Genomic DNA, 18562 nt, shown 5'->3' on the forward strand with positions numbered 1-18562 from the left:
TGTATCTGCTTCGAATTTCGCTGGTCACAACCCGAACGAAACTCGTCACAGTTGCTGAAGAGTGAATCACTTCGCAGCGGTGCGGACGAGGGGTGGACAGGAGGCAGCCAGCGCAACGTCCAAAAGTACACCCAAACTCAGTAGATGTCGAGTCGGGCACCCGAAACAGCACCCAGCCGGGCGCTTGGCCACGCGTCACTGCGCATGTTCACGCATCAGAGTGACGCGTGATCATCGCGGCGTCAAGAGTTAGGGGGCGTGTCGCGTCGTTTCGCGAGGCCCGGGGACTGTTCCCGCCGCCCCTTCCCAGCCGCTGACGGGCGGTGAACAATATGCGCACGCGATCGCCGTCGATTTCGCGAGGGAAGCAGAGCCGTGACGCGCTGGAGTTCGTTCGTCGTCGCCCGTCCGAAGCTGGTACTCGCCGCCACGGTGCTGCTGGTGCTGCTCGGTGGGGCGTGGGGATCGGGCGTGTTCGACCGGCTGAGCCTCGGCGGGTACACCGATCCGGGCAGCGAGTCCGCGGGCGTCGAGCGCCTGATCGAGGGGACGTTCGGACGGCAGACCCCCGATCTGGCGGTCGCCTACCACGCACGTCCGGGTTCGACGATCGACGACCTCGGGCCCGAGGTGGCCGCCCACCTCGCGCAGATCGACCCCGGCATGCTCGCCAGCACTCCCCTGTCGTACTGGTCGGCGCCGCCGCAGGCGAAGGAGTTCCTGAGGTCCACCGACGGCACCGAGGGACTGGTGGTGCTGTCGCTGAGCGGCGACGAGAACACTCGCATCGCGGCGTACCACGATCTCGGACCCCTGCTGGTCATCGACGGCACGGATGCGGAGTTCAGCGGCTTCAGCGCTGCCGCCAACGCCTTCAACGAGGTGTCCGAGAGTGATCTGCTGCGAGCCGAGGCGGTCTCGTTCCCGCTTCTGCTGCTTCTTCTGCTCGTCATCTTCGGCGGCCTCGTCGGCGCGGCCGTCCCGCTGTGCGTCGGCGGCCTCGCGATCCTCGGCGCCCTCGGCGCCCTGCGCGTGATCTCGTACTTCACCGAGGTCAGCGCATTCTCGGTGAACATCGCGAGCCTCGTCGGGCTCGGCATGTCCATCGACTACGGATTGTTTGTGGTGACCCGGTTCCGCGAGGAGCTGCGGTCCGGCTCCCGCACCGACGACGCCGTCCGCCGGACCCTCGCCACGGCCGGCCGGACCGTGGGATTCTCCGCTCTCCTCCTCGTGTGCGGTTTCGTGGGCATGCTCGTGTTCCCCCAGGCCATCGTCCGGTCGTTCGCCTACGGCGGGATGGCAGCCATCGGGATCGCCGCCGTGCTGTCGCTGTCCGCGCTGCCCGCGGCACTCGCGCTGCTCGGGCCGCGCATCAACTCGCTGACGTGGCGAACGGGTGTGGTCGAACGCGGCGAAGACCGGGCGCACCGGTTCTGGGGCGGCGTCGCCGCCCGCGTCATGCGGCGACCCGTCCCGATCGCGACGGCCATCGTCGCGGGGTTGCTCGTGCTCGCCGCGCCGCTCACAGGCGCGTCGCTGGGTGATCTCGACCACACCGGACTGCCCGAGGCTCACCCGCTCCGGCTCGCCGTCCAGGATCTCGCCACCGACTTTCCACTCGCCAACAACGGGGCGACGCTCGTCCTGCAGGGCAGCGACGGCAAGGCACCGCCGCCGGCCGCAACGGCGGAGTTCTTCCGGGCGACGGCCGCGGTCGACGGCGTCCAGCGGGTGGTCCCGGTCGGCGCGACCGACACGTTCGTCGCCATCCGGGCCATCTTCGACGACGCCGACCGCACCACGGGGGCCATGGCGACCGCCGCCGCACTGCGCGACCTCCCGCCCCCGGAGGGCACCGAGAAGATGCTGGGCGGGTTGAACGCCCTGACCGCCGACGGACTGGACGCGATGGCCGCGGGACTGCCGTGGATGATCGGGATCATGGTGGCCGTCACCTTCGTGTTGATGCTGCTGGCGTTCCGGTCCGTGGTGCTGCCCCTGAAGGCGATCGCGATGGCCACCCTGAGCCTCGCCGCCTCGTTCGGCGTGCTCACGTGGATCTTCGAGGACGGTCACGGGGCCGAATTTCTCGGTGTGACGCCGGGGCCGCTGCCCGCGACGATGGTCGTCCTCATCATCGCAGTGGTGTTCGGGCTCTCCACCGACTACGAGATCTTCCTGATGTCACGGATGGTCGAGGCCCACGACAACGGTGCGTCGACCGAGGAGGCCGTGCGGATCGGCACCGCACATACGGGACGCATCGTGACGGCGGCCGCCGCGCTGCTGATCGTCGTCACCGGCGCGTTCACGCTCTCGGAACTGACGATGATGCGATTCATCGGGCTCGGCATGATCGTCGCGCTGGTCATCGACGCCACCGTCATCCGCATGATGCTGGTGCCCGCCCTGGTGAAGCTGATGGGTGAGGCAAACTGGTGGGCGCCGGGATTCCTGGCGCGGAAGACACCTACCCGCGGTTCACCGGAGGATCCGAAACCGTCACCGCAACAACAGATTCCCATCCAATCGTGAAAGACGATCGGATGGGAATCGGTTCGCTCTGCCGGAGAGGGCTATTCAACGCCCACCCATTCCGGAGCACACGGATCCCGTTCCGGCTCAATTCTTTCCGGGTGGCAGATCAGCCCTCGCTGTCGGAGATGTCGGACAGCACCCACTTGCCGTCGATCTTCTCCATCTTGATCGACAACGGGGTCGCAGCACTGCCCTGAGCCACGGCGTCACCGGTGGCGCTGACGTTCATGTGCGCGAGCAACTCGGCGCGGTCGCCGTCGAGCATCGTGACCCCGATGTCGGTGACGGAGGCCTGGGTGGCCGTCTTGGTCTGGATGGCCGCCTGCTTGGTGGTGTCGGCGGTCGAATCGAACTCGTCACGCTTGGCGTCGTCGAGGTAGCCGCGCGCCTTCTCGAAGTCCTGATCGATCGTTTCGTAGCTGTACGTGTACAACGTCTCGATCGCCTCGGTTCCCGCCTTGGTCACCTCGGCGGTGGCACCTTCGTCGACCCAGGCGATGTTCGTGATGTCTGCGCCGGGCTTGAAAGCCGCGACCACCGCGAACACCCCGAGCACCACCGCCACAGCTCCGAGGATCCCGACGAGCTTCCAGGTGATCCGACTGGACCCGCTGTCGGCCGCCGCGGTCTCGGCGGCGGCGGGCGCCTGCTGCTTGCTGATGCGCGGTTGAAGGTTGGGCACCTTCGCCTTTCCCACCGACGCGGCCTTCGCCGTCGACACCGGCTTGGCCAACGACACAGTCGTGTCCGTGTCGGGGGTCTTCGCCGTCTCGGCGGACGTGGTCGAGGAGGCTGCTGCTGCTGCGGTCGTCGCGGCCTCGGCCTTCGCCACCGGTTCCGTCTTCTTCGCCGGTTCCGTCGTCGTCACCGGCTCCGTCTCAGTGACCGGGGTTTCCGATCGAGGCGGCTTGGACGCTGCCTGACGGGTCCCCGCCACGCGCGGACGCCTGCCCTTTGCAGCGCTGTCCGGCACGTTGTTTCGGCGCTTGGGGGGCATAGTTCACCACTTTCTCATTGCACGACGAGCTGTCGTCGACGTGGACACCGCAGCGACACGCCGCCGCGGCACATCAGGACTACTGACCGCCGCTGTCGCCTTCGGGCGCCTGTTCGGCCGGCGCCTGCTCGGCGGGAGCCGGTTCGGCAGGGGCAGGGGCGGGGGCAGCGCCGTCGGCGGGCACGGGACCGCTCTCGAGCGGAATACGCCCGCCCACCGGTTCGACCGACGAGGCCTTCCAGACCCCGTCCACGTCCTGGACGTCCATCCGCATCGTCACCTTGGCCTTGTCGAAGCGGTCGGGCCACGTGGTGGTGACTGCCACGACGACCAGCGCCTTCGCGGTGCCGTCGTCGGTGTTCAGTTCCGTGAGTGTGCCCTGGATCAGCTCGGCCTTGCTCGCCGCACCCGATTGACGCATCTGGTCGGTGAACCCGTCCATCGTCGCCTGGAGGTCCTGGTTCATCTTGTCGCCCGTGATCGACGACTTCATGTTCTCGAAGGATCCGTCGAGGTCTTTCGAATCGACCGAGTTGAGGTTGATCGCGGCCTGCTGTGCGCCTGTCAACGCGGAATCGCGTGCGTCGGCGATCGGCTTGTCCACGAAGAGAGCGCGCGCCCACCCGAAGCCAAACCATCCGGCTGCGACAACCGCGATCACCACCAGTGCGGTCACCGCAGCAAACGAGGCCTTCAGAGTTCTGTCCTTCCCCGGAGTCGATTGTCCCGACTCCGGGGGCGTGGTAATTCGCGTCACACCAACACCCTACTGATTGTTTTCTTCTACTCGCCCTCGGTCGGGACCGAATACTACTTGGGAGTAACCCCGAGGAGCGGCGCGAGCTGCGTTGCGATGGGATTCAAGTTGAGAGTGTCAGGCATGACCTTCGGCTTGAAATCCCACGGCTGGATCGTGTCCGGATCGGCGAACACGATGCGGTCTGCACTTCGCACACCCGTCACGCTTCCCTGGGGAGCGTCGCAGTTGGCCTTCGTGTTGTACGGGAAGTCCTGCTGGGTGTCGTCGAAGTTCGGGTCCTGCCGCTTCATCTCCGCCAGGATCTCCTGAGTCCCTTCGTAACCGAGTGTGCACGGCGGCGGATTGTTGGTTTCCAGGACGATGCCCTGATGCACCGTGCCGTCGCCGGGGGCCACGGTCGACGCGGACGCCGCGATGGCAGGGAGGAACATCAGGATCGGCCGCAGCGCGATCGCCTGCGGAGCCAGCTTGTCGCCGACCGCGGCGAGGTTCGTCAGGTCGGTGGTGAGACTCGGACCGATCTGGTTCACCAGCAGACCGATCTCGTCGCTCGCCGGAATTCCCTTGTCGATGATCGCGCGGAGATCGGGGTCGCTGGTCCGCAGCTGCGCCGCAACCGCGTCGAGGTCCGAACTGAACTGGACGATCGCGGAGGACTGATCGGACTGCGTCGCCAGCACCGTCTGGCTGTCCCGGATGAGGGCCAGCGTTTGCGGGAGAACGTCGAGTCCGTCCTTCGTCAGCGTCGACAGAGAATCCGCGAGTGTCTGCAGATCCTCGCCCTTGCCGTTGAATGCCGTCCCCAGCTGGGTGACGACCGTGCGCAGCGAATCGACCGGAACCGACCGGACCAGACCGTCGGTAGCCATCAGCACCTGCTCGACCGGAACCGGTGTCGACGTGTCGGCCTCGGTGATCACCGAGCCCTGTTCGAGGAACGGCCCCTGGTCACTGTCGGGCTGAAGGTCCACGTACTGCTCACCTATCGCGGATCGGTTGGCGACGACGGCCTTGGCAGACGCCGGGATGTCGGGCCCACCCGAGGAGATCTTCAACTCGACATTGATTCCGTCCGCGGTCAGGGACAGGTCGCCGACACGGCCGACGGGAACTCCGCGGTACGTGACCTCGGCATTGGTGAAGATCCCGCCGGAGTCCTTGAACTGCGCGTTCACGTCGTACTCACCGAACCCGAGCAGGTTGTCGAGGCGGACGTACTTGGCGCCGACGTAGACCAGCCCGAGCATCGCCACGATGGCGAACGCGACGAGCTGGATCCTGACCAGTCGTGACCTCACTGTCCACCCCCTATTCCGAACTGCTCCAGCAGTCCCCCGAGCGGGTTCTGCGGCGACGGCGCTGCGCCGTCCGTCGTGCCGTTCCCTGCGCCACCGTTGCCTGCCGCAGGCGCGGTGCCGGGGAGACCCGGGATCCGCAGGCCCGTCGGGGCGGGGATGATCGGCGGAATCGGCAGCAGCGACACCGTCGGCCATCCCGGCTTGGGTCCGTTGCCGTTGTAGTACGGGTTCGAGGGATCGACGATCGGCTTGGGCTCACCGAACTTCGGCGGCACGTACACCGGATCGCCCTGACCGACGCCGAGGGCGCTGAGCGCATCGCCGATCTGCAGGTCGACCGTGAGGAACAGGTTGACCGATCCGCCGAGCGCGATCTTCTCGACGCCGTCCGGGAACGGAACGGTCGGGATGAACGCCAGCGAATTGGGCAGGTCGTCGCCGGACTCGGCGAGCGCCTTCAGCGTCGGCCGCAGCGCGAGGAGGTCCGCGATCAGATCGTTCTTCGACCGGTTGATCACGTCCGTGCCGACGGTGCCGAGCCGGTCCAGTTGCGTGAGCATCTGGGTGAGCTGCGGACGCTGCTCGTTGAGCACTTCGGCGGCGATCGGGAGCTGGTCGAGGATGAGCCCGATCTTCTCGTTCTGTTCGTTCACCCGGGTGGTCAGGGCGTCGAGGCCGTCCAGGGCGCGGGTGATGTCGTCGCGCTGCTGGTTGAGACCGTCGATGAGCGTGTTCGCCTGCTCGAGAAGTCCCCGGACACGATCCTCACGCCCGTCGAGTGCGGTGGTCAGTTCGTGCACGATCGGCTGCAACTGGCCGACGCCGCCGCCGTTGAGCAGCAGTGACAGCGCGCCGAGTACCTGCTCGATCTCCGTGGCGTGCCGGGTGCGATCGAGCGAGATCGTGTCGCCGTCCTCGAGCCGCGCGGGATCCTTGTCTTCCGGCGGTTCGGACAGCTGCACGAACTTCTCGCCGAGCAGGTTGGTCTGCTCGATGGCGGCGACCGCGTTGGCCGCGAGATCGACGGACGAGTCGAGGACGACCTCCACGTCCGCCGTCCAGCCGTCCGGCGCCACCTTGATCGTTTCGACCCGGCCCACCGGAACACCGTCGACCTTGACCGCGGACTGCGGGACGAGGTCGAGGACGTCGTCGAACTGAATCGTCAGGTGCATCGGGTGGTCACCGATATCCGGACCGCCCGGCAGCGGAACTCCGTAGATTCCCTCCGACGAGCAGGACGTCACTGCGATGGCCACGGCGCACGCACCGGCGCCGAGGATTACCGACCGCTTCATTCGCCCTCACCACCCGTTGCGCCTTCGAATCGCGGCGACACGACACCCGGCACCGTGCCGGGCGTGACCGTCCGCTGAATGTTGTCCGCACTCATGATCCCGAAGGGAAGCACGAGCGACGGCGTCTTCGCCGATTGCGTGATCTGCGACGTGATGTTGGTGCAGTTGTCGATCAGCGGCTGCATCTGACGCCCGAGTTGCTCGAAGCGCGGATCGCCGGGGACCAGCTTGCCGAGGTCGATCAACTTGCACGCGACGCCGGCCGGGTCCTGCAGATCCGGGAGCGCCAGGCGCGAGGCCAGGTTGCCGGACTCCGCGTCGTAGGAGTTGGCCAGGTTGCTGATCGCCAGCGGAAGCAGGGTCAGCGAATTGACCAGCGACTCGCGGTTGTCCGCGAGGGTCTGCGTCACCGGAACCAGATCGTCCACGTTCTCGGCGAGGATCTCCCGGTTGTCGGCCACGAACTTCGAGACGTCACCCAGGGCGATCGCCAGCTGGTTCAGGGCGGCACCGAGGTTCTCCCGCTCCCCCGCAAGGAATCCCGACAGGTCGGACAGCTGGGAGTTGAAGTCGCGGACCTGCTGATCGTTGGCCGCCAATGCACCCACGAACACCTGGAGGTTCTTGACGGTGTCGAACAGATCGCCGCGGCTCTCGTTGAGCGTGCGTGCGGCGTCGGACAACTGATTGATGCTCTGCCCCAGCGCCTCTCCGTTACCGTCGAGGTTGGCCGCGCCGGTCTCGACGAACTGTGACAACGCGCCTTCCTTGTTCGCCCCGTCCGGGCCGAGGGCGGTGGACAGCTTCTCGATGCTCGCGTACAGCTCATCCACCTCGACGGGGGTGGCCGTGCGGTCACGCGAGATCACGGCGCCGCTCTGCATCTTGTCGCCGCCCGTGTAGGCAGGCGCGAGCTGGATGTAGCGGTCGGACACCACCGACGGCGTGACCTGCGCGGCCTTCGCGTCGGCGGGGATGTCGACGCCACGATCGACGCGCAGGTCGACCTTCACTTGGTCGCCCTGCGGTTCGACACCGTCGACGGATCCGACCTTCACACCGAGGATCCGCACATCGGAACCCTCGTAGATGCCCACCGACTTGTCGAAGTACGCGGTGATTTTCGTGGTGCCTGCGCGGGTGAACACCCACCACAGGGCGCCCGCGATCACCAGCGCGACGATGACGATTCCCGCGATGAGGGCGATCGTGCCGCGTCCTCCGCGCTCGGCTCCATTATCGACGTCTGCCATCAGTTACCCCCCAGCGTGCGGACGGGATCGCGCGGACCGGGAATGTCGGGCAGACCCGGCGGCAGGAGGTTCACCACGACCTGGTCGAACCAGCGACCGTTACCGACCACGTTCGTGTACAGGCGGACGAACGGTTCGTACAGTTTCATCGCCTTGTCCAGGTTCTCGTTATTGGCCTTGAGGATCTCGACGACACCGTCGAGTTGTTCGAGCGCGGGACCGATGGCGGCCTCGTTGTCGCGCACGAGTCCGGTCAACTGCTGCGACAGCCGCTGAGTTCCGGTGAGCAGCTGGGAAATCGACTGCTGACGGCTGTTGAGCTCACCGAGCAGCAGACCGGCGTCGCTGATCAACCGGTTGAATTCGGCGTTGCGGTCGGCGAGGACCTTGGTGGTCTTGCCCGTCGCGTCGAACAACTTCTGCAACTCCTGATCGCGGCTGGCGATGGTCTGAGACAGCCTGCTGACACCGTCGAGGGAGGCACGGATCTCCGTGGGAGTTCCCTCGAACGCCTGCGACAGCGTGACCATGCTCTGCGCGAGCTGATCGGAGTCGATGTCACCCACCGTCTGTGCGGCGGCCGAGAACGCCTCGATCACGTCGTACGGAGACGTGGTGCGGTCCAACGGGATCACGTCGCTCGGATTCAACGTGTCCGAGCCGCGGGGGTCGAGGGCCAGGTACTTCTGGCCCAGGATCGTCTTGATCTGGATGGACGCCGACGTCTCGTTGCCGACCCACGCATCCGACACCTTGAAGGCGACGTCCACATGGTCGCCGTCGAGTTCGACGGACGTGACCTTGCCGACCTTCACGCCGGCGATCCGGACCTCGTTGGAGGGCTTGAGCCCCGCCGCCTCGGTGAATTCGGCGTGATAGGTGGATCCGGCGCCGATGAACGGCAGCGAATCGAGGAAGAAAGCCGACAGGGTGGCCAACAGCACCACGAGAATGCCGAGGGCACCAGCCACTGCCGGGCTGCGACGTCTGCTCATCGTGTCTGCAACTCCTGTAGGCCGTCCTGCGTGCACCGTTTCGCCGAGTTCGTATAGAGCGGCTGGTTGACGGTGGGCAAGCCCGTGGGCAGGTTCAGTTGGGGCGCGGTACCTGGTCCTGCGACGATGTCGACTCCACAGAGGTAGAACTGGAACCAGGATCCGTAACTGGCTGCCCGGCCGAGCTTCTCGAGCTTCACCGGAAGCGTCTGGAGAACGCTGTTGACCGTGTCGGAGTTACGGTTCAACGTCGTCGCCAGCGTGTTCAGCGACGTGATGGATTCCTGGATGGACGGTCGGGTGGGTTCGAGCAGGTCGGCGGTCGCGTCGGTGAGTCCCGCGAGGGACGTCACCGCCGAGCCGACGGTGCCCCGCTCGTTCGCCAGGCCCGTGACGAGTTGCTGGGTGTTGACGATCAGCGAATCGAGTTGATCGTCACGCTGATTCACCGTGGCCAGCACGTCGTTGAGGTTGTTGATCACCGCACCGATCACCCGATCCTTGTCGGCGACCGTGTTGGTGAGGCTTGCCGTGTTCTTGACGAGTTCCGTGATGGTTCCCGACTCACCCTGGAACACCTGGATGATCTGGTACGACAACTTGTTCACGTCGTCGGCGCTGAGGGTCTGGAACAGCGGACGGAACCCGTCGAACAGCGTGGTGAGGTTGACGGCAGGCTTGGTCCGCTCCATCGGAATGGTGTCGCCGCCGCTCATCTTCATCCCTTGCTGGCCCTCCCCCTGTTCGAGCGCGATGTAGCGCTGCCCCACGAGGTTCCGGAAGCGGATGGTCGCGGTGGTGCTGGCGGGCAGCCAGTCCCGTTCCGACACCGTGAACTGGACCTCGGCTTCGCGGTCGTCATGGATCGCGATCTTCTCGACCTGACCCACGCGCACACCGGCGATGCGGACCTCATCGCCCTCGTTGAGCGAGGTGACGTCCGAGAAGATCGCGTTGAACTTGGTGCCACCGCCGCCACCGAAGTTGGCGATGGTGGCGGCCAGCAGAGCGGTCGCCAGGATGGTGACCACGGCGAACACGATCAGCTTGACCAATGGTGCGGTCAGGCCCCTCACTTGAAGCTCACCTCAGTCCCCCTCATGGTCGGCGCGCCGACGAGTGTCGTCCAACTCGGCACGTCCTCCGGCGCCATGCCCCCGGCCTCGCCGTAGACGACGTCCAACGTGTCCTGCTCCATCTTCGAACCCGCGTAACTTGCGGGCGTGACCTCGGCTCCGTACCCCGGGACCTGATCGGGGACCCCGGCGGGCGCCGGGAGGAAGTCGATGGTCGACGGGCCGGGATTCCGCGAGGGCACCTGGTAGGCGCCGTCGTTGTAGGACGACCCGCCCGGGTACTGCGGAAACTTTCCACCCGGAGCGGTGACGTTGTCGTAGCAAGCCGGTCCGCGGTTGTCGAGCAGCCGCGGCTCGTCCTGGTTGGGCACGTAGCGACCCTTCGGATTGACGAACTGCACGCTGGCACGCACTCCCGGGTACGGATCGTCCGGTGCCAGCAGTTCACGGGCGACGGGAGCGGATTTCGCGAAGCCCGCGAACGTGCAGCCGAAGCTCGGCGAGTAACGGCCCAGGATCTGCAGCGCCTCACGCGAATCGGCGGCAATACTGACGATCGATTCGGCGTTGGTCTGCAGGAGGTCCGCGGTGCTCGACGCGGTTCCGGTCAGCGACGCCAGCAGCGTCGAGATCTCGCCCTGCTTCTCCACCACGGTGTTTCCGGTGGTACGCAGGTTGTCGAGGGCGTTGACCAGGTCGGGTGCCGCCTCGGAATACGTCTGCGAGAAGTCCGCCAGACCGCGCAGATCCTCCTGGATGGCAGGAAGTTCGGTGTTCAGCCCGCCGAAGATCTCCTCGAGACGGTCGAGTGTCAGGCCGAGTTCGGCGCCGCGGCCGCTCAGTCCCTGGGACAGCGCGCCGAGCGTGTTCGCCAGGTCCTGCGGCGGAATCGCCTGCAGCAGCGGCAGCAGACCGTCCAGAACCTGACCGACCTCGACGGCGTTGCCACTCTTGTCCTGACGCAGCGTGTCGCCGGCCTGGATCGGCGGAGCGGTGTCGCCCTCGGGAACGATCAGCGACACATAACGCTCACCGAACAGCGTCTTGGGCAGCAACCGCGCCGTCGCGTTGGACGGAATCAGCGGCGCCTTGTCCGGCTGGATCGCGAGAGCCAGGGTGACCTCGCCCTCCTGGGAGGACGCGGAGCGCACCTCGCCGACGATGAGGCCACGGACCTTCACGTCAGCGTTGGGCGGCAGGGCATTTCCGGCGGTATCGGTGAGGAGGTCGATCTTGACGACCTTGGTGAACGTCTTGTTGAACATGCCGATGGTGAAGGCCAGGAACAACGCGAGGACGAGGAAGAACACCAGCCCCAGCACCCGTCGGCCCACAACAGATGTCGTGTTGCTCATCCGGCCACCCTCACTGTGGTCGTCGTGCCCCAGATGGCGAGGCTCAGGAAGAAGTCGAGAACGGCGATGGTGACGATCGCGGTGCGAACCGCCCGACCCACGGCCACACCGACACCGGCGGGACCGCCGGAGGCGTGATAGCCGTAGTAGCAATGGATCAGGATCAGCACGAACGCGAAGACCAGCACTTTCGCGAACGAATAGAGGACGTCCTGCGGTGGCAGGAACAAGTTGAAGTAGTGGTCGTACGAGCCGGTCGACTGGCCGTTGAACACGGTACTGATGATGCGGGACGCGAGGTAGGCCGCGAGCAGACCGACGATGTACAGCGGGATGACGGCGACGAATCCCGCGATCATGCGGGTGGTGACGAGGAACGGCACACTCGGCACCGCCATGACCTCCAGCGCGTCGATCTCTTCCGAGATCCGCATGGCGCCGAGCTGCGCGGTGAAACCACAACCGACGGTTGCCGACAGCGCGAGTGCCGCAACGATCGGCGCGATCTCACGGGTGTTGACGTAGGCCGACAGGAAGCCGGTGAGCACCGAGCTGCCCAGCTGTTCGAGCGCGGCGAAACCCTGCAGTCCGACGACGACGCCGGTGAAGCCGGACATCATCGCGATGACGCCGATGGTGCCGCCGATGACGGCGAGCGCGCCGCTGCCGAACGTGACCTCGGCGAGCAGCCGGAGCACTTCCTTGCGGTAGTGCACGAGAGTGTGGGGCGACCAGGCGATTGCCCTGGCGTAGAACGACATCTGCTCGCCGGCCCGGTCGAGCACGTTGAGCGGCGCACGACCGACTCGGCGTGCCGCCATCAGAGTCCGGTCACCGCGTCCCTTGGCGATTGTCATGGGGTCACGATCCCTTCGCCGGAACGATCTGGAGGTACACCATGGTCAGGATCAGGTTCGCGAAGAACAGCAGCAGGAACGTGATCACCACCGACTGGTTCACCGCGTCACCGACGCCCTTGGGTCCACCCTTCGGATGGAGCCCCTTGTACGCGGCGATGACACCGGCGATGACACCGAAGACGGCCGCCTTGAGCTCACCGACCCAGATGTCGGGAAGCTGCGCGAAGGCCGAGAACGATGCCAGGTACGCACCGGGATTACCCCCTTGGAGGATGACGTTGAAGAAGTACCCGCCGGCGATACCGACCACGGACACGAGGCCGTTGAGCAGGATCGCGACGAGAACCATGGCAAGCACCCGAGGCACGACGAGTCGCTGGATCGGGTTGATACCGAGAACTTCCATGGCGTCGATCTCTTCGCGGATCGTCCGCGCACCGAGATCCGCCGTGACGGCCGAGCCCGCAGCCCCGGCCACCAGTAGTGCCGTGACCAGCGGGGAACCCTGCTGGATGACGGCGAGCACGCTGGCCGCTCCCGTGAACGACTCTGCACCGAGCTGCTTGATGAGCGATCCGGTCTGCAGTGACACCACTGCGCCGAACGGAATTGCGACCATTGCTGTCGGCAGGATCGTGACGCTGGCGATGAACCAGGCCTGTTCGATGAACTCGCGGAACTGGAACGGCCGCTTGAACGTGTTTCGTGCAACGTCGACGAAGAGCTCGACGATGTTTCCGGCCTGTGTCAGCGCACCGTTGACCGGCCGCAAGACCGAGCTGCGGGTAACCCCCATCCGATATGCCTACCCTTGCCCGTGAGTGGTGTTTTCGTATCCTTCGCCCCGGTATGCGGGGATGACCTGAGTGTCTTCCTGGCTGTATGCGTAGTCGTAGCCGCCGCCGCCGTTTCCGCCGGAAGTCTCGTCGAGACTTTCCTGGATGGCGATCTGGGCATTCTCCGGCAGGGTGTGCATGATGTGCCGGACGCGTTCCTGCCGGCGGGCGACCGCCTGCCGGAACGGCATCCCCGGCGTCGCCTTCATCTGCGGGACGATGCCCTCGACGTCGTCGACACCACCGGCGTGGTGACCGGCGTCGACCATCGCCTGCTCCTGCGCCATGGTGGCCTCGTCCTTCTCCTCGGACATGCCGATCGGACCGATCATGGTGCCGTTGAGGAACTGCTTGACCACCGGCTCCTCACTGGTGAGCAGCACCTCCCGCGGACCGAACATCACCAAATGACGACGGAACAGCATGCCGATGTTGTCCGGCACCGTGCGCGCCAGATTGATGTTGTGCGAGACGATCAGGATCGTCGCGTCGATCTCGGCGTTGATGTCGATCAACGTCTGCGAGATGTAGGTGGTACGCACCGGATCCAGACCCGAGTCCGGCTCGTCGACCAGGATGATCTGCGGGTCCAGCACCAGGGCGCGGGCCAGGCCGGCACGCTTGCGCATACCACCGGAGATCTCACCGGGCAGCTTGTCCTCGGCCCCGAGCAGGCCGACGAGCTCCATCTTCTCCATGACGATCTTGCGGATCTCGGACTCGGACTTCTTGGTGTGCTCGCGCAGCGGGAACGCCACGTTGTCGAACAGGTTCATCGAGCCGAACAGGGCGCCGTCCTGGAACAGCACACCGAACAGCTTGCGGATCTCGTAGAGCTCCTTGCTGGAGCACTCGAGAATGTTGGTGCCGTCGATCACGATCGAGCCCTGCTCCGGGCGGAGCAGACCGATCAGCGACTTCAGAAACACCGACTTACCCGTACCCGACGGCCCGAGCAACGCACTGACCTCACCGGCGGGAAGGGTCAACGTGACGTCCTGCCAGATCCTCTGCGAGCCGAACGACTTGGTCAGTCCCTCGACGGATACCTCGACTCCCACCATTACCTCCGCGACCGTTCGATGCACTCACCCCGTGTGGGTTGGGTCACTCTATCGCATCGACGTGTTACCTGTGACAAGGGATGCTACTCATGAGTAAGGAAGCATGCCAACAGCGGGTCCCACTATGCAAAACAACGCGTCTGAACTGGGATAACGGTAGCGAAATTTCTGGGCGCGCGTCCAGCTTTCGGCCAGGAATCTCGACACTCCGAAGCCGTCCGCGGACGCAAAAGAGGGCCACTCCCCACGGATGGGGAGTGGCCCTCTTCGTCTGCTCGGTGAGCAGCGCGGAAGAGACCGTCTTACTTGACGGTGATCTTCGCGCCGGCAGCCTCGAGCTTCTCCTTGGCGGCGTCGGCCGCGTCCTTGGCAACCTTCTCCAGGATCGCCTTCGGAGCACCCTCGACGAGGTCCTTGGCTTCCTTCAGGCCGAGGCCGGAAACGACCTCACGGACGACCTTGATGACCTGGATCTTCTTGTCGCCGGCCGACTCGAGGACGACGTCGAACTCGTCCTGCTCCTCAGCAGCCTCGGCGGCAGCCGGTGCTCCGCCTGCAGCGGCAACGGCGACCGGGGCAGCGGCGGTGACCTCGAAGGTCTCCTCGAATGCCTTCACGAACTCCGAGAGCTCGAGGAGGGTGAGCTCCTTGAACTGGTCCAACAACTCTTCGGTGCTGAGCTTCGCCATTGTGGCGGTCCTTCCTGTAAGTCCCATGTCGCTGATCCGCGACCGGGCGGGGTTATAGCAGTGATGCGCGGGTGCGGATCAGCTTTCGGCTGCAGCCTCGGCGGGAGCTTCGGCAGCTCCGCCTTCTGCGGCCTTCTTTTCCTGCAGTGCAGCAGCCAGTCGGGCCACCTGCGAAGCAGGAGCGTTGAACAGGCCTGCGGCCTTTGCCAAGTTGCCCTTCATCGCGCCGGCAAGCTTGGCCAACAGGATTTCGCGGGACTCGAGGTCCGCGATCTTGTTGACCTCGTCCACGGACAGCGCAGCGCCGTCCATGTAGCCGCCCTTGATGATGAGCGCCTTGTTGTCCTTAGCGAAGTTCTTCAGAGCCTTCGCAGCATCGACGGGCTCGCCCTTGATGAATGCAATGGCGGTCGGACCGACGAAAAGGTCATCAAGGCCCTCGACGCCCGCTTCAGCAGCGGCACGCTTGACCAGGGTGTTCTTGGCGACGGAGTAGGTGGCACCTTCTCCGAGAGCGCGTCGCAGTGTCGTGATGTTGCCCACCGTCAGACCACGGTATTCCGTGATCACAGCAGCGGTCGAACCCTTGAACTGCTCGGTGATCTCCGCAACCGCGGAAACCTTCTCAGGCTTTGCCATACTTCGCCTCCTCTCATGACAGTCGTTATCCCACTTCGGAACCGCTGCGCACCGCCGGAATCCCGGAGCACACAATCCACGACATGCAAAACGCCCCGGTGCAGGGCACACGGGGCGTGAAAGGAAACGATACGGTCAGGGCGCGAGCCCTCAACCGATACGCATCCCCCTACCTCGTCCTCCTGCGTGGGCCGCCGGACATTCCCGGACTTTCAATCACACCCTTGCGGGAGTGATCACCAACGGTCTTGGGTAGAACATGATTTGGGGTGAAGTTCAACTACTGCATTGAACTCCGCAGGACAGATTACGGCATGGCCTGCACAACCGCCAAATCGCGGCCGGACCCCGACCGTCATAGTAACCGGCGTCACTCGGCATGCGGGGGTGTGGTTCATCAGACTGCCGCTGCGCCCATTATCTGTTACGAGACGTAACATATATGAGCTAGCTTTTCCTCATGACAATCCTCGAAGCCCGGGCCGTCGCGACCGGATCCCGGACACGCCGCTTCCTCGCGCTCGCCGTGATCTGCCTGGCCGAACTGCTGGTCGTGCTCGACAACACCATCGTCAACGTCGCTCTCCCGTCGATCGGTGTCGAACTCCGCACCAGTGTCAGCGGCCTGCAGTGGGTCGTCGACGCCTACACGCTGACGTTCGCGGGCCTGCTCCTGGCATTCGGCAACCTCGGCGACCGCTACGGTCGTCGACGCGTCATGGTCATCGGGCTGATCGGCGTCGCCGTCATGTCGATCGCCGGCGCCAACGCCGAGAGTCTGGGGCAGGTCATCGCGGCCCGCGCGGCGATGGGTGTCTTCGCGGCCGCAGTCTTCCCCGCGACCCTCGCCCTCGTCATCAACATCTTCACCGACGTCCGCGAACGGGCGCTGGCCATCGCCGCCTGGACTGCGATGGCCGGATTCGCGATCGCCATCGGGCCGATGGCCGGCGGGTGGCTGCTCGAGCATTTCAGCTGGCACTCCGTCTTCTGGATCAATGTTCCGATTGCGGTGGTCGTGGCAGCAGCGACGCTGCTCCTGGTGCCGGAATCACGCGCCTCCGTCATCGGACGCATGGACCTCGTCGGAATCGCCGCCTCGATCACCGGAATCACCGTCCTCGTGTGGGCCATCATCGAGGCCCCTCACCACGGGTGGACGTCGTCCGTCACCGTCGGCGCCATCGCCGTGTCGATCGCGGTCCTGGTCGGGTTCGTCCTCTGGGAACTGCGCACCGAGCACCCGATCCTCGACCTGCGGCTGTTCCGCAACCGCAGGTTCTCCCTGCCCGCCCTCGCGATCGCCATCGGGTACTTCTCGATGTTCGGCTTCCTGTTCCTCATCACGCAGTACTTCCAGGGCGTCCGGGAGTACACGCCGTTCGAGTTCGGTGTCGCGTCGCTGCCGTTCGCGGTGTCGGTGGCGGTCGGCGCCCCCGTCGCCACACTTCTGGCGCAGCGAGTCGGGACGACCCCGGTCATCGTGTTCGGCCTCCTCCTCACCGGTGTCGGGCTGTACCTCGGCGGTCAGGTGGCCGTCGACAGCAGCTACCTGACGGACGTCCTCCCGTCGATGGTGTCGATGGCGCTCGGCTTGGCCATCGTGCAGGGGCCCGCCACCGAGTCGATCATGGCATCGCTGCCTCTCGACGAGGCAGGAGCAGGCTCCGCCGTGAACGACACGACGAGGGAAATCGGTGGAACGCTGGGTGTCGCCGTGCTCGGATCGATCGTCGCGTCGTACTACGCGACGACGATAAGTCCGGTGCTCGACAGGATTCCTGCCACATTGATGAACGACGACGAGAAGGGCTTCGCACGTGCGACGGTCCTGAGTGTGCTCGAGATCCGGAAACGGGAGATCCCGCCGTTCCTCGAACAGCAGCGTGAAAATCTCATCCTCACCATGAAGACAACGGTGTTGCAGGGGTCGCACACTGCGTCGCTCGTCGCGGCGGGCGCGGTGGTGGTCTGCGCGGTCGTCGTCGCGATCTTCATGCCCTGGGCGCCGGCACGCACGGATTCCGTGATGCTGGCGTGGCGGAAGAAGTCCGAATCGGGCACGGGCGACGAAGACTGATCCCGGAAAAAGCAGTTCGGCCGGTACGGGAGATTTCCGTACCGGCCGAACTGTGTGAAGCATGACTTACGCGTCGGCATCCTCGAGAAGGTTGCGGGTGCGGTTCGGGTCCACCGGGATGCCCGGGCCGGTGGTGGTCGAAACGGTGACCTTCTTGACGTAGCGGCCCTTCGCGGAGGACGGCTTCGCACGCAGGATCTCGTCGAGCGCGGCGCCGTAGTTCTCCACCAGCTTGGCGTCGTCGAACGACGCCTTGCCGATCACGAAGTGCAGGTTGGCCTGCTTGTCGACGCGGAAGTTGATCTTTCCGCCCTTGATGTCCGCGACAGCCTTCGTGACGTCAGCCGTCACGGTGCCGGTCTTCGGGTTCGGCATCAGGCCACGCGGTCCGAGGACGCGGGCGATGCGGCCGACCTTGGCCATCTGATCGGGAGTCGCGATGGCGGCGTCGAAATCGAGCCATCCACCCTGGATCCGCTCGATGAGGTCCTCGGCACCGACGGCGTCGGCTCCAGCTGCCTCGGCCTCGGCGGCCTTCTCTCCGACTGCGAACACGATGACGCGGGCGGTCTTACCGGTGCCGTGCGGCAGGTTGACCGTGCCGCGGACCATCTGGTCCGCCTTGCGGGGGTCGACGCCCAGGCGGACTGCAACCTCGACGGTCGCGTCCATCTTGCTCGACGACGTCTCCTTCGCCAGCTTCGCAGCCTGCAGCGGGCTGTACAGCTTGTCGAAGTCGATCTTCTCAGCGGCGGCGAGATACGCCTTGCTGCGCTTTGCCATTTCTTCTGTCCTAACTTCTCACCGCAGTGTGTGTCTTG

Annotated in this window: 16 protein-coding genes; 2 read left to right on the plus strand and 14 right to left on the minus strand. The window is 65.4% G+C overall.

Annotated elements, in window-relative coordinates:
- The first annotated feature begins 375 nt into the window (after nt 1-375).
- A complete protein-coding gene (locus PSR88_RS09915) occupies nt 376-2538 on the plus strand; it encodes an MMPL family transporter (protein WP_016882798.1) in 2163 nt (720 codons plus the stop codon).
- Nucleotides 2539-2647: 109 nt separating this feature from the next.
- Here the strand turns inward: PSR88_RS09915 and PSR88_RS09920 are convergent, their stop codons facing one another.
- The 13 genes from PSR88_RS09920 to rplJ form a co-directional block, all read right to left on the minus strand.
- The gene (locus PSR88_RS09920; RefSeq protein ID WP_016882797.1) at nt 2648-3538 is read right to left on the minus strand and encodes a hypothetical protein; all 891 of its coding nucleotides are present in this window, start codon (nt 3536-3538) and stop codon (nt 2648-2650) included.
- A gap of 79 nt (nt 3539-3617) precedes the next feature.
- Complete coding sequence (locus PSR88_RS09925; RefSeq protein ID WP_009474662.1) at nt 3618-4214, minus strand: hypothetical protein; 597 nt, start codon at nt 4212-4214, stop codon at nt 3618-3620.
- Nucleotides 4215-4348: 134 nt separating this feature from the next.
- Nucleotides 4349-5596, minus strand: a complete 1248-nt coding sequence (locus PSR88_RS09930; RefSeq protein ID WP_011594858.1) for an MCE family protein — start codon at nt 5594-5596, stop codon at nt 4349-4351.
- Nucleotides 5593-6894 carry an MCE family protein gene (locus PSR88_RS09935; RefSeq protein ID WP_011594859.1) on the minus strand — a complete coding sequence of 434 codons (1302 nt, stop codon included), beginning with the start codon at nt 6892-6894 and terminating at the stop codon, nt 5593-5595. Before PSR88_RS09935 ends, PSR88_RS09930 begins: the two co-directional genes overlap by 4 nt.
- Nucleotides 6891-8147, minus strand: coding sequence for an MCE family protein (locus PSR88_RS09940; protein WP_016882795.1), 1257 nt, complete (start codon nt 8145-8147; stop codon nt 6891-6893). Before PSR88_RS09940 ends, PSR88_RS09935 begins: the two co-directional genes overlap by 4 nt.
- Nucleotides 8147-9142 (minus strand): MCE family protein, encoded by a 996-nt coding sequence (locus PSR88_RS09945; protein ID WP_005564073.1) that lies wholly within the window; start codon nt 9140-9142, stop codon nt 8147-8149. The genes PSR88_RS09940 and PSR88_RS09945 overlap by 1 nt, the downstream gene beginning before the upstream one ends.
- A complete protein-coding gene (locus tag PSR88_RS09950; RefSeq protein ID WP_011594862.1) occupies nt 9139-10218 on the minus strand; it encodes an MCE family protein in 1080 nt (359 codons plus the stop codon). The genes PSR88_RS09945 and PSR88_RS09950 overlap by 4 nt, the downstream gene beginning before the upstream one ends.
- A complete protein-coding gene (locus tag PSR88_RS09955) occupies nt 10215-11573 on the minus strand; it encodes an MCE family protein (RefSeq protein ID WP_011594863.1) in 1359 nt (452 codons plus the stop codon). The genes PSR88_RS09950 and PSR88_RS09955 overlap by 4 nt, the downstream gene beginning before the upstream one ends.
- The gene (locus PSR88_RS09960) at nt 11570-12430 is read right to left on the minus strand and encodes an MlaE family ABC transporter permease (RefSeq protein WP_016882794.1); all 861 of its coding nucleotides are present in this window, start codon (nt 12428-12430) and stop codon (nt 11570-11572) included. The genes PSR88_RS09955 and PSR88_RS09960 overlap by 4 nt, the downstream gene beginning before the upstream one ends.
- A 4-nt stretch (nt 12431-12434) precedes the next feature.
- Nucleotides 12435-13229, minus strand: a complete 795-nt coding sequence (locus PSR88_RS09965) for an MlaE family ABC transporter permease (protein WP_005252107.1) — start codon at nt 13227-13229, stop codon at nt 12435-12437.
- A 9-nt stretch (nt 13230-13238) separates the two neighbouring features.
- Entirely contained in the window at nt 13239-14333 is a 1095-nt protein-coding gene (locus PSR88_RS09970) for an ABC transporter ATP-binding protein (RefSeq protein ID WP_005258257.1), read from the minus strand.
- 302 nt (nt 14334-14635) lie between these two features.
- Nucleotides 14636-15022, minus strand: a complete 387-nt coding sequence (gene rplL / locus PSR88_RS09975; protein ID WP_005252104.1) for a 50S ribosomal protein L7/L12 — start codon at nt 15020-15022, stop codon at nt 14636-14638.
- A gap of 78 nt (nt 15023-15100) precedes the next feature.
- Entirely contained in the window at nt 15101-15661 is a 561-nt protein-coding gene (rplJ, locus tag PSR88_RS09980; protein ID WP_005252102.1) for a 50S ribosomal protein L10, read from the minus strand.
- A gap of 460 nt (nt 15662-16121) precedes the next feature.
- Between rplJ and PSR88_RS09985 the strand changes: the two genes are divergently transcribed.
- On the plus strand, nt 16122-17741 hold the full coding sequence (locus tag PSR88_RS09985) for an MFS transporter (RefSeq protein ID WP_016882793.1): 1620 nt from the start codon (nt 16122-16124) through the stop codon (nt 17739-17741).
- Between the two features lie 66 nt (nt 17742-17807).
- Here the strand turns inward: PSR88_RS09985 and rplA are convergent, their stop codons facing one another.
- A complete protein-coding gene (gene rplA / locus PSR88_RS09990) occupies nt 17808-18524 on the minus strand; it encodes a 50S ribosomal protein L1 (RefSeq protein WP_005252097.1) in 717 nt (238 codons plus the stop codon).
- Between the last annotated feature and the right edge of the window lie 38 nt (nt 18525-18562).

Origin of the sequence: Rhodococcus sp. DK176, assembly GCF_038447315.2 — a bacterium.
Taxonomy (GTDB): Bacteria; Actinomycetota; Actinomycetes; order Mycobacteriales; family Mycobacteriaceae; genus Rhodococcus_F; species Rhodococcus_F jostii_A.

Excerpts from the sequence above, each read along its gene's own strand:
- PSR88_RS09970 (WP_005258257.1), bottom strand. The coding sequence starts at position 14,333 with ATGGTGGGAGTCGAGGTATCCGTCGAGGGACTGACCAAGTCGTTCGGC.
- rplL (WP_005252104.1), bottom strand. The coding sequence starts at position 15,022 with ATGGCGAAGCTCAGCACCGAAGAGTTGTTGGACCAGTTCAAGGAGCTC.
- PSR88_RS09935 (WP_011594859.1), bottom strand. The coding sequence starts at position 6,894 with ATGAAGCGGTCGGTAATCCTCGGCGCCGGTGCGTGCGCCGTGGCCATC.
- rplA (WP_005252097.1), bottom strand. The coding sequence starts at position 18,524 with ATGGCAAAGCGCAGCAAGGCGTATCTCGCCGCCGCTGAGAAGATCGAC.
- PSR88_RS09945 (WP_005564073.1), bottom strand. The coding sequence starts at position 9,142 with ATGAGCAGACGTCGCAGCCCGGCAGTGGCTGGTGCCCTCGGCATTCTC.
- PSR88_RS09985 (WP_016882793.1), top strand. The coding sequence starts at position 16,122 with ATGACAATCCTCGAAGCCCGGGCCGTCGCGACCGGATCCCGGACACGC.
- PSR88_RS09955 (WP_011594863.1), bottom strand. The coding sequence starts at position 11,573 with ATGAGCAACACGACATCTGTTGTGGGCCGACGGGTGCTGGGGCTGGTG.
- PSR88_RS09940 (WP_016882795.1), bottom strand. The coding sequence starts at position 8,147 with ATGGCAGACGTCGATAATGGAGCCGAGCGCGGAGGACGCGGCACGATC.
- PSR88_RS09965 (WP_005252107.1), bottom strand. The coding sequence starts at position 13,229 with ATGGGGGTTACCCGCAGCTCGGTCTTGCGGCCGGTCAACGGTGCGCTG.
- PSR88_RS09960 (WP_016882794.1), bottom strand. The coding sequence starts at position 12,430 with ATGACAATCGCCAAGGGACGCGGTGACCGGACTCTGATGGCGGCACGC.
- rplJ (WP_005252102.1), bottom strand. The coding sequence starts at position 15,661 with ATGGCAAAGCCTGAGAAGGTTTCCGCGGTTGCGGAGATCACCGAGCAG.
- PSR88_RS09920 (WP_016882797.1), bottom strand. The coding sequence starts at position 3,538 with ATGCCCCCCAAGCGCCGAAACAACGTGCCGGACAGCGCTGCAAAGGGC.